The 8,464-nt window shown below is 37.4% G+C and carries 8 protein-coding genes, 1 tRNA gene and 1 pseudogene; 5 read left to right on the plus strand and 5 right to left on the minus strand.

Annotated features, from left to right (window positions below; all coding sequences use genetic code 11):
* Positions 1–226 (plus strand): DUF4351 domain-containing protein (locus tag FJR06_RS01525; protein WP_168650482.1); only part of this gene is annotated, 226 nt, incomplete at its 5' end.
* A gap of 10 nt (positions 227–236) precedes the next feature.
* Positions 237–416, plus strand: coding sequence for a hypothetical protein (locus FJR06_RS01530; RefSeq protein ID WP_041458080.1), 180 nt, complete (start codon positions 237–239; stop codon positions 414–416).
* A 324-nt stretch (positions 417–740) separates the two neighbouring features.
* Here FJR06_RS01530 and FJR06_RS01535 read toward each other — a convergent pair.
* The 4 genes and pseudogenes from FJR06_RS01535 to FJR06_RS01550 all read right to left on the minus strand — a co-directional run.
* Positions 741–941 (minus strand): annotated as a pseudogene (locus tag FJR06_RS01535) (transposase); the annotation flags it as partial.
* On the minus strand, positions 902–1,084 hold the full coding sequence (locus FJR06_RS01540; RefSeq protein ID WP_051155243.1) for a hypothetical protein: 183 nt from the start codon (positions 1,082–1,084) through the stop codon (positions 902–904). The gene FJR06_RS01540 and the pseudogene FJR06_RS01535, both read right to left, overlap by 40 nt.
* A 123-nt stretch (positions 1,085–1,207) precedes the next feature.
* Positions 1,208–3,634, minus strand: a complete 2,427-nt coding sequence (locus FJR06_RS01545) for a hypothetical protein (RefSeq protein WP_015080814.1) — start codon at positions 3,632–3,634, stop codon at positions 1,208–1,210.
* A 450-nt stretch (positions 3,635–4,084) separates the two neighbouring features.
* Positions 4,085–4,252 (minus strand): hypothetical protein, encoded by a 168-nt coding sequence (locus tag FJR06_RS01550; protein WP_158310538.1) that lies wholly within the window; start codon positions 4,250–4,252, stop codon positions 4,085–4,087.
* 183 nt (positions 4,253–4,435) lie between these two features.
* Here FJR06_RS01550 and FJR06_RS01555 point away from each other — a divergent pair.
* Positions 4,436–4,507, plus strand: a tRNA-Lys gene (locus FJR06_RS01555).
* 137 nt (positions 4,508–4,644) lie between these two features.
* Here FJR06_RS01555 and FJR06_RS01560 read toward each other — a convergent pair.
* Positions 4,645–5,274, minus strand: a complete 630-nt coding sequence (locus FJR06_RS01560) for a hypothetical protein (RefSeq protein ID WP_015080815.1) — start codon at positions 5,272–5,274, stop codon at positions 4,645–4,647.
* Positions 5,275–5,475: 201 nt separating this feature from the next.
* Between FJR06_RS01560 and fbp the strand changes: the two genes are divergently transcribed.
* The gene (gene fbp / locus FJR06_RS01565) at positions 5,476–6,513 is read left to right on the plus strand and encodes a class 1 fructose-bisphosphatase (protein ID WP_015080816.1); all 1,038 of its coding nucleotides are present in this window, start codon (positions 5,476–5,478) and stop codon (positions 6,511–6,513) included.
* 342 nt (positions 6,514–6,855) lie between these two features.
* Positions 6,856–8,385: a glucose-6-phosphate dehydrogenase gene (gene zwf, locus FJR06_RS01570; protein WP_168632175.1), complete on the plus strand. Its 1,530-nt coding sequence runs from the start codon at positions 6,856–6,858 to the stop codon at positions 8,383–8,385.
* Positions 8,386–8,464 lie beyond the last annotated feature (79 nt).

The following is an 8,464-nucleotide window of genomic DNA, read 5'->3' on the forward strand; positions in this document are numbered from 1 at the left end:
CAAGCAGGAAGGGAGAGAAGAAGGTAGAGAAGAAGGTAGGCAGAATGGTGAGATGATTTTATTAATACGTCAGTTATCAAAAAGATTTGGAAAATTGAAAGATATTTACATCGAAAATATCAACAGTTTGAATATAGAACAACTGGAAAAGTTAGGAGAAGCATTATTAGATTTTACAGATATTAATGATTTGGAAACATGGTTAAAATCTGAGATAGACAAGTAGGTTTATTTAATTGTCAGAATCAGGATATCCAGGATTTGAGGATTTTCAGGATGTTATTTTTGGTGGGGAGTTGGTGATTTTTATTTGTCAGAATCAGGATATCCAGGATTTGAGAAATTCAGATACCCGAAAACTTTTAACAATCTTCTCATTTATCACATTAATTATCGCAGAAGCCAGGGATATTTAGGGCTTGCTGAAAAATTGGGAAAAGGCAAGAAAAAAGATGACTAAGTAATTAGGCAAAAGTAAATATAAGTTTTTGTTGTTTAAATTTTTGCAAAATATAACTTTTGCTAATCAAATTAGAGAAAAAAGACGTTATTTGCAAAAATTGCCATAAAAATCCCCGAAAAAACCTTGATAGCAAGGTAGAAAGATTCATAACTAAAAAAGTAATAGCAATACTAGTACAGCACGGCGTAAATAAACCAACCATTCTTAATCGTCAAAAAGCTTGCTCAATATTACTTTTGACTTTTGACTTTTGACTTTTGACTTTTGACTTCCGCCTTGCGGTACTAGTCAGAGAGGTATGAGGAAGTTTAGCCATAACTCTACCCAAGCTAAATCTCCGTTTACCTTGCCCAAATTTGCCCTCAATACAGTTACGAATTCCTTCATCATCAGCGGCTTGTTTCTTTGTTTCTGAACTGACATTTTTGGGCGGTCTTCCTAATGGTAGACCACTAATTCTAATTCCTCTTTCTTGACAATTGCTGCATATTCTGATTCAAATTCAGACAAAGGTATCATTTTTGTCATGATTACCCACGGATTATCTAATGCCAATTTCTCCTCGAAAGGTAGTTGAAACTTTCCTGGTGCTGTTTCTTGTTCTTGCGCTTTTCTATACATTCTATTACGCTTTTGTGCAAGGGTTTTTACCCATTTTAACTCTTTTTCTTGCACCTTTTCATTTTCTATCCCCCCTCAAGTCATTGATTTGTCACGGTTCTATGTTTATTCAGCAAGCCCTAGTTAGGGTTTGCTGAATAAGTCTCTCAAATCCACATTTACTGAAGTCAACTCTTGGTTTAAGAGATAAAATCTACCTATAATACTAACAGAATTATAAAATCCATTTTTAGATTTTTTCAGCATTATTTTGGCATTTCTTTGATTATTTATCCCTTTAAGGATGAGAACACCAGCAAAATTAAAACTACCTGATGCAGTTAATTTACTGCTATTTACACTAGCAGTAATATTAGCAAAAGTATAACCTAAAAACTTGAGATTCCCGGAAATACTAGCAGAATTATTGATATTACCATGAGTTCCCTTGCCTAGATTAACTGTAGCACCGTTGAAAGCTAAAATGCCAAAGTTGAAATTACTTGTGGCTTGAAATCCACTCTCATTCAGACTAATTCCTAGTAATGTGAATTGTTTACCCAGGAGAGTAATATCACCTAAACCAAAAATCTTTTTATTCATTAAATCTACTTTAAACTTAGGAACATTTAGCTTGAGAACATTGGCTAAATTAAGAGCTACATCATTAATTAAAACGTCTTGAAGGTTAAATGATAACGTACCCTTACCTAAAGATTGATTAAAACCAATAATATTTGTTTTTCCGGTTGCGCTTTGATTCTTTAAATTAACTGTGAGATTAGGAATAGTCAAAGTTAAGAAACTTGCTAAATTCAGTTGAACGTTCTTCAGGTTAACACTATTGTGATTAACATCAAAGGTAATCCCTACCAGAGTATTACCCAAAATTGAAACCTTTCCTGAACCACTACCAGAACCAGATTTTATATCTATAGTTAGGTCATCAACATCAATACTCAATAAATTAGCTAAACTCAAGTCAAAGTTTTTAAAGGTAGCATTGCTAGAAGTAATTTTAAATTCAACATTTGCAATTTGATTATTAAACAACTCTACATAGCCATCTCCTTGAAAATACTGCTCGCTAGGTGTTACGTTTAAAGCTAAATCTAAGCTATCGTCATCTGTTCCCTTAATTTTGATAAATCCTAAATCTATTTCTAAAACTTTTAACGAACCACTAATATTATTTAAACTTTTGTCACCTTCAAGGAATAAGATTGCTTCATGACCCCAAGCATTGACTTTGCCATTAATTTCTAAACCTTCTGATATTGGTTGGCCTGCAATCATCGTCGGGAAGGGAACATACTTAATTAATGGGTTAATTTTTCCGTCTCTATCCCTATCAATTGATTCGATAGTCAAATTTACCAGACTTTCTAATAAACCTAGGGCTTTGTTAACTAAATCAATTGAGCAACCTACTTGTTTGGTAATAAAGGAACTGACTAGACCGCGCCACAAATCTATTAAACTAACGGCTTGATTAGGAGTTAAAACTAAAGCTAATCGCTCAGGATCATTAGTATCTATGAGGAATGCTACCTCAATATCTATTTTTTCCCATCTCAAATCACCAATGAAGCCAAAATTATCAAAGTAAGGAGGTAAATATGTTCCACCTCCTTGAAACCTGATATTGCGAAGTTCAGTTCCTACCAAACCATAGGGATTATGCCAGGATTTTTCACTTTGTTGACAGAAAGATGCTGTTAAAGATTCAGGTTCGAGAGAGAGAGAACCAGAGAGAAATAGTTTAGGTTCTTTTTCCTGGGTAGGGTCGTAACCTTGAAGAATTAAATTTCCAGTTAATCCAAAGTTTGGCTCTAAATCAGGATCAATTTTTAATTCCATGAGCAAGTTACTAAAATTAGCTTTAAATTGTTGGCGGGAAAATAGTTGCATATCACTTGCAATATTACCTGTTAAGCTAACTTGTCCTGTGGGATTGAAACTAATCATAGATTCCAAGTATGTAATCCCTAAATTTTTATGTAGAAAATTACTAAAGTTTTTAGGGAACTTTCTTAAATCAATATCTCCGATAAAGTTTAGTCCTCTGTTTAAATTAATATCACCTGATTTTGAATGTGCAAAAGCATGGGCAATGTTAGTGATAATTAACTCTGAATTGGCTAATTTTAGATTGTTGATAATAGGAATTTTATTTGTGAGTTTACTGAAACTAAAATCACTAGTTAATTGATATCTTAATGTGGTTTTTCGTCCAAAAATCAATTCAATTTTTCTGTTATTTAGGAATCCTCGACACCTAATTTCAATTTTATGATGATTTTTATAAAGTTTACATTTTGATGCGGATATTTTAATTTCAGGTTGGCTAAATATTTCAACAATAATTCTATCTAGGGCTACATTCATGTATGGGATTTTACTATGAATGTTAAAAATTTCGTCTAAATTTAATTGCAAATCATGATCTAAATCTAAATCTAAATAAACTTCTGAATTTGACGAGACTAAATCTATATTATCCAAAGATTCCAGTTTTAATTTGAGAGCCTTAGGTAAGGTAATTCCTGCTAGGTCAATGTTAGGAGACATAAGTAAATTGACGTAAATGTTTTGAAGTTTTGAAAGGGTAGACGGTGATCAACTTCTGCTGCTGACACAGCGATGGGAGGAGGTAAGCCGGATTTCTCACAAAGAAAAGAAAAAAAGGGGTCAAAAACTGCGAAAACGTATATGTAACAAGCATTTCAGTAATTATAAAATATGACCCCAGTCAGAACAGATTGTATACCAAAACAGTTCACTTGCAAACAAGAAAAACTCCCTCCAGTAGTAGTGAATTTCCAGGGTGGTAAAGTAACATCAGATGCAGGTCTAAGTTTAATTTATTAAAAAATGATAATTTCATACAAATTTTTTACTTAAATTAAGAGAATTTTATCTTATTTTTTCAAAATGAGAATTGCTGCATTTTAACTCTTTTTCTTGCACCTTTTTCACTTTCTATCCCCATCAAGTCATTTATTTGTCCCGGTTTTATGTTTATTCAGCAAGCCCTACGTATGTAGCAGATGCCCTGACTTCTCTTTTTAAACCTACCCCTTTAGGAGTCTGCTTCTGTATGCTTTTAATTAAAGCCAGTAAGCGTTCATAACCAATTAAATGATTATCCAGATTGATTGCCGTATCTGGGTTTGAACTTTCCCCCATTTTTCCCCCAAGTTAATTTTGAGGTGAGGGAAATCTGAGGGAAAAACTAGATCAGTTATGTTACTAGCTGCTTACAACTGCTAACAGTCAAACCACTTTTATCATGCAATTTCCGTTGTTGCCAGTTTTTTAGCTGCAACACTAGCGCAAAATTCAAAAGTCTGATATTATGAGTTAATGAACGGGTGAGTAGCTCAACGGTAGAGCAGTTGACTCTTAATCAATTGGTTGCGGGTTCGATTCCCTCCTCACCCATTAGAAGCAATGATAATAGTTTAAACCTGCCTGGTAATGATAGCGTAGCTTGGCATAAGCCATATTCCCAGTCTCATGACAAAAGCCGACTCAAGCCGGCTCAAAAATTGTTATTGTGTTTTGTCTATAAAATCAAATTAAGCCTCAACCGATACCATGCGTTTTTTAGCAAGATGGTTTCTGCGGAGTTTAGCAGCGCCAAAACAAACAGCTAATGATGCTGGTAGCGCAATAGGACTAGACTCAAAGGGAACAGGTGTCGCAGCAGTGAATTGTGTTGTAGTGTTGGTGTAATCGGCATAAGAGAAAGTACTCATATCAGTTAAATCGTTATAATAACTGTCATTCCCAGATGTTCCCAAAAATAAGAAGGTGTCAGCAGAATTGATAAACGAAGCATCAGCAAAAGTTATATTACCACTGGTAACGTTAAAAGCATTACCGTTACCAGTGGAAGAAAAATTATAACCAGAACCGACTCCTTTACCACCGGGACTAGATATAACCGTTGCTGTAATCCCTGTTCCAGAGTTATTACCTTCCACTAAACCGCTTAATGTTCCCTTAACTAACCCGTTAGTACCTCCAGGCCGTGTATCCTGAAACTGAAAATTGAAACTAATAGCATGAGCCGGGGCTGCACTTAGGAAAACAGAAGCCGCAAATCCGCTTACAGCAAGGGTTTTAGCGATTATGGGGGGGTAGAGATATTGATCTTGACCATGACTATCAAAAAAATATTTACACAACTTGGTACACAGTATCATTCTACGTGCTTAGTGTCAACTACTTTGAAGATTTATTATCTAGAGAAAAATACTGAAAAACACAGATTCTCGACTTCTTGAAGAAGTCGAGAATCTTCAAATTAAAAATTCAATTCTTTAGTTTATATAAAATCACATTTAAGTTATCAAATTCCCTTTCTAAGATAGAAGCAGGAACATGACCCCATAGCAGCGAACAACATGACACAAATATCAGAATCTTTAGATTTGTCCACAGATAAAGCTTTAGATCGTGATTGTACAACATTATCCCGTCACGTCCTCCAGCAATTACAAAGCTTTGGACCAAATGCCCAGGATTTAAGTGCGCTGATGAATCGTATCGCTTTAGCGGGTAAATTAGTTGCCCGTCGGTTGAGTCGCGCTGGTTTAATGGAAGGGGTGCTGGGATTTACTGGAGAAGTCAACGTCCAGGGAGAATCCGTCAAAAAGATGGATGTTTACGCCAATGAAGTATTTATTTCCGTGTTCAAGCAAAGCGGCTTAGTCTGTCGTCTCGCTTCCGAAGAAATGGAAAAACCCTACTACATCCCCGAAAACTGCCCCATTGGTCGTTATACTCTCCTTTATGACCCCATTGACGGCTCATCTAACACAGATAACAATCTCAGTTTAGGTTCTATCTTTGCCATTCGTCAGCAAGAAGGAGAAGATGCTGATGGTGAAGCCAAGGATCTACTTACAAATGGACGCAAGCAATTAGCAGCCGGATATATTCTCTATGGACCAAGCACTATGCTAGTTTATAGCATAGGTACAGGTGTACATTCATTCATTCTTGATCCTAGTTTGGGTGAGTTTATTCTCTGTCAAGAAAATATCAAAATGCCAGATCATGCCGCCACCTATAGCGTTAATGATGGTAACTTCTGGCAATGGGATGAATCTTTTAGAGAATATATCCGTTATGTTCATCGCACAGAAGGCTATAGTTCCCGTTACAGTGGGGCAATGGTGAGCGATATTCACAGAATATTATTACAGGGTGGGGTATTTCTCTATCCCGGCACACTACAAAAACCAGAAGGTAAATTACGTTTGCTGTATGAAACTGCTCCCCTAGCATTTTTAATTGAACAAGCTGGAGGTATAGCGACTACAGGAACAATGGATATTTTAGATGTAGTTCCCAGCAAATTGCACCAGCGGACACCATTAATTATTGGTAGTAAAGAAAATGTAGCCAAGGTCATGTCTTTTATCAAAACAGGTAATTAGATAAAACTCTAATTAATTAAAAAATCAAACCTCATGTTCCACATAGAACAAATAACAGAAAAACAGTCGGTTAAAACCGACTTTAGCTATAAGACAGGGAATAAATTCCCTGGATTCTGGATTCTAAATTCTGGATTCTAAATTCTGATTCTGTACTCTATGTACTTGCAATAACCTGTCTGTGTCCTTTCCGTGTGATTCATGAACTCTTTCAAAGGTCAAGTCAAGCTATTCTCACCTATAGAGGAGATTGCGGAATTTAAGAAAAGATCAGGAAGTAGAGATCTTTTTCTTCTTGCCCTTCACCTCTGGCAAAATCTAAAATCTAAAATCTAAAATCCTATGGTCAGTCTGCTAGAAAATCCATTGCGCGTCGGTCTACAGCAGCAAGGGATGCCCGAACCACAAATTATCGTCATCTTTGGTGCTTCTGGAGATCTAACCTGGCGTAAATTAGTACCAGCACTGTACAAATTGCGGAGAGAAAGACGTATTCCCGCAGAAACCACCATTGTGGGCGTAGCGCGTCGGGAATGGAGTCACGAATACTTCCGCGAGCAAATGCAAAAAGGCATGGCAGAAGCTCACGCTAATGTGGAATTAGGTGAACTTTGGCAAGACTTTTCCCAAGGTTTATTTTACTGTCCTGGGAATATAGATGACCCCGCAGGATACCAAAAACTGAAAACCCTATTAGCTGAACTAGACGAGAAACGAGGAACAAGAGGAAACCGGATGTTTTACCTCTCTGTTGCCCCTAATTTCTTCCCTGAAGCTATTAAGCAACTAGGGTTAGCAGGAATGCTAGAAGACCCCGAAAAACAGCGGTTAGTCATTGAAAAACCCTTTGGTCGTGATTTAGCTTCCGCTCAAAATCTCAACCAAGTAGTACAAAAGGTTTGTAAAGAAAACCAAGTTTATCGTCTTGACCACTACTTAGGGAAAGAAACGGTGCAAAACTTGCTGGTTTTCCGCTTTGCTAATGCCATTTTTGAACCTTTGTGGAATCGGCAATTTGTAGATCATGTACAAATTACTGTCGCCGAAACCGTGGGAGTAGAAGACCGGGCGGGTTATTATGAAAGTGCGGGCGCGTTGCGAGATATGCTGCAAAATCACCTCATGCAGCTTTACTGTTTAACGGCCATGGAAGCACCTAACTCTATGGATGCTGACAGTATCCGCACGGAAAAAGTTAAAGTATTACAAGCGACTCGTTTAGCTGATGTTAATAATTTGTCAAAATCAGCAATTCGTGGACAATACAGCGCGGGTTGGATGAAAGGTCAACAGGTGGCAGGGTATCGAACTGAACCAGGTGTTAATCCTGAATCTACTACCCCTACTTACGTAGCCATGAAGTTCATGGTAGATAACTGGCGTTGGCAAGGTGTTCCTTTTTACCTACGAACTGGTAAGCGGATGCCGAAAAAAGTCAGTGAAATTGCGATTCATTTCCGCGAAGTTCCTTCGAGAATGTTCCCCTCTGCGGCTCAACAAACAAACGCCAACGTTTTGGCCATGCGAATACAACCCAATGAAGGTATTTCCCTCCGGTTTGATGTGAAAATGCCCGGTGGTGATTTCCGTACCCGTGCCGTAGATATGGATTTTAGCTACGGCTCTCTAGGTATTTCTGCTACTTCCGATGCCTACGATCGTCTCTTCCTTGATTGTATGATGGGCGACCAAACTTTGTTTACACGGGCGGACGAAGTAGAAGCGGCTTGGCAAGTAGTTACACCTGCCTTGTCTGTATGGGATTTACCAGCCAATCCTGCGAATATTCCTCAGTATGAAGCCGGTACTTGGGAACCAGAAGAAGCAGAATTACTAATCAACCAAGACGGTCGCCGCTGGCGCAGACTTTAATTAGTCCTTGGTCATTGGTCAGTAGCAAAACAACGAACAACTGACAACGAACAACTGTACGGGCGAAGCATTTGGAGAA

The organism is Dolichospermum sp. UHCC 0352, assembly GCF_009711925.1.
In the GTDB taxonomy this organism is placed as follows: Bacteria; Cyanobacteriota; Cyanobacteriia; order Cyanobacteriales; family Nostocaceae; genus Dolichospermum; species Dolichospermum lemmermannii.